Source organism: Actinosynnema sp., assembly GCF_052038725.1.
Genome location: NZ_JBQGCX010000723.1, coordinates 1 through 1,908, shown reverse-complemented (window position 1 = coordinate 1,908; position 1,908 = coordinate 1). Strand labels below are relative to the sequence as shown.

The 1,908-nt window shown below is 77.0% G+C and carries 1 protein-coding gene and 1 pseudogene; both read left to right on the top strand.

Annotated elements, in window-relative coordinates:
• Positions 1 to 938, top strand: a 938-nt coding sequence (locus ACTUAL_RS15020; protein WP_440900681.1) for a VWA domain-containing protein, incomplete at its 5' end; no start/stop codon positions are given.
• Positions 935 to 1,908, top strand: a pseudogene (locus tag ACTUAL_RS15015) (hypothetical protein); the annotation flags it as partial. The gene ACTUAL_RS15020 and the pseudogene ACTUAL_RS15015, both read left to right, overlap by 4 nt.

The window sequence follows — 1,908 nt, the reverse complement described above, 5'->3', positions numbered from 1 at the left end:
CGTTCCCCGTCGTGCGCGAGTGGTCCGACGAGCTCAGGGCCCTGTTCGGCGACCGGGTCCGCGAGGAGGTCCTGGCCGCCGCCGCCGAGGGCGGCAGGCTGGAGGCCGCGCTGGAGATCGACCCGACCTCCGTGCGCCCCTCGGTCGACCTGCTGCGCAACGTCCTGTCCCTGGCGGGCGGCCTCTCCGAGGACGCGCTCGCCCGGTTGCGCCCGCTGGTGGCGCGGCTGGTCCGCGAGCTGGCCGAGCAGCTCGCCAACCGGATCAGGCCCGCCCTGACCGGGATGCAGCTGCCGTTCCCCACCCGCCGCCCCGGCGGCAAGCTCGACCTGCCGCGCACCCTCAGGGCGAACCTGGCCACGGCCCGCCGCGACGAGCGGGGCAAGGTCGTGGTCATCCCGGAGCGCCCGGTGTTCCGCAGCCGGGGCCGCAAGGCCAACGACTGGCGGCTGATCCTCGTGGTCGACGTGTCGGGCTCGATGGAGGCGTCCACGGTGTGGGCGGCGCTCACCGCGTCCGTGTTCGCGGGCGTGCGGTCGCTGACCACGCACTTCCTGGCGTTCTCCACCCAGGTGGTCGACCTGAGCGAGCGGGTCGCCGACCCGCTGTCGCTGCTGCTGGAGGTCAGGGTCGGCGGTGGCACGCACATCGCGGGCGCGCTGCGGCACGCCCGCGACCTGGTGACCGTGCCGGAGAGGACGATGGTGGTGCTGGTCAGCGACTTCGAGGAGGGCGGACCGGTCGCCTCGCTCACCGCGCAGGTCAGGGAGCTGGTGTCCGCCGGTGTCACGGTGCTGGGCTGCGCGAGCCTGGACGACACCGGCAAGCCCCGCTACTCCACGTCGATCGCGGGTTCGCTGGTGGCCGCCGGGATGCCGGTGGCCGCGCTGAGCCCGCAGGAGCTGGCCCGCTGGGTCGGGGAGAAGGTGCGCGGATGACCCCGCCCCCGGTGGCGCCCGCCGTGGTCGCCGACGTGCTCGACGCCCTCCCGCCGCGCCTGCGCAAGCGGGTCGACGCCGCGCTCGACAAGGCGGCGGCCTGGCAGGTCGTGGTCGACGGGGACGGGGCGCGGGCCGAGCTGGACGCCGACACCGCCCTCACCTGGGTGCTGCGCGGCGGGGTGCTCGCCTCGGCCGACGACCTGACCTGCACCTGCCTGCTCGCGCCCAAGTGCCTGCACCGGGGCGTCGCGGTCGCGGCGGCCGAGGTCGCCGAGGCCCCCGACACCGGAGCCCCGGCCGAGGTCGCGGCCCCCGTGGCGGAGGTCGTGGCGGAGTCCGGTCCGCCGCCGATCCGCGAGGACGAGCGCTCCGCCGCCGCCGTGCTGTGGGAGGCGTGCGCGACCGTGCTGCGCTCCGGCGCGTCCGGCAGCGGCGCGGTCGTGCGGGCCGGTCTGCTGCGGGCGGTGCACGTCGCCCGCGTCGCCGGCCTGCACCGCGCGTCGTCGGCGGGCCTGCGGATCGCCTCGATGCTGGCGGACGCGAGGGCGGGATCGTCCTCGTTCGACCGCGAGCTGCTCACCGCCGAGCTGGTCGAGCTGCTCCTGCTCTGCCACGACCTGCGCGCGGGCGTCCCCGTCGACCCGGCGGAGCTGCGCGGCACCGCCCGCCGCGAGTACCGCCCGATCGGGGCGCTGCGCCTGTACGGGCTGTGCACCGAACCGGTCGTGACCAGCTCCGGCTACGCGGGCGTGGTCACCCACCTGGTGGACGACAGGGGCGGCCTGTGGACCGTCCCGGCGATCCTGCCCGGTGGCCGGGAGCGGGTGGTCGCGGCGGCGGGCGGACCGGTGGCGATCGGCGAGTCCGGCCTGACCCAGGCCGGGCTCGGCCGCGGCGGCCTGCTGCTGTCCGGCGGCACCGCCTCCCCGGACCGCAGGCTGGGCGCGGGCAAGGCCGTGCGCGCGGT